The 503-nt window shown below is 39.2% G+C and carries 1 protein-coding gene; it reads left to right on the forward strand.

The features are described 5' to 3' along the window. Window positions 1-503 (forward strand): hypothetical protein (locus G7034_RS09800; RefSeq protein ID WP_166400787.1); only part of this gene is annotated, 503 nt, incomplete at both ends.

The following is a 503-nucleotide window of genomic DNA, read 5'->3' on the forward strand; positions in this document are numbered from 1 at the left end:
GTTTTACAAAATGTGGAAAACACCGATGAACTTATAATCGAATATTACAACAACCTTCAAGGTGCAGAAGAGCAAAATCCGGGCAACCTCATCAATAATCCAGAGGAATATGAAAGCCAGTCGGATAATCAAATCGTTTATATTCGCATCACCGACCCCACAAGCGATTTGAATTGTTTTGCCATTGAAGCCATCGAATTAATCGTAGAACCCTTACCAGACATCATTGCCCCAGAGCGTTTATCAGTTTGTGATGATGAAACCGGAGGAAGCACCACAGACGAATTAGCAAGCTTCGATTTATTTAGTAAAATTGAAGAAATCACGCAAGGCGATCAAACTATTTTAGTGAATTTCTACGAAGATGAAGCTTTGGAAAATCAAATTACCGATACCGAAAACTTTGTAAATACCCAAGCTAATCCACAAGTGGTGTATGTTGAAGCTGTCGATTTAGACACGGATTGTACGAAAACGACCACCTTGACCATAGAAGTAATTCC

The sequence above is a fragment of the Psychroflexus maritimus genome (genome assembly GCF_011089875.1).
Taxonomy (GTDB): domain Bacteria; phylum Bacteroidota; class Bacteroidia; order Flavobacteriales; family Flavobacteriaceae; genus Psychroflexus; species Psychroflexus maritimus.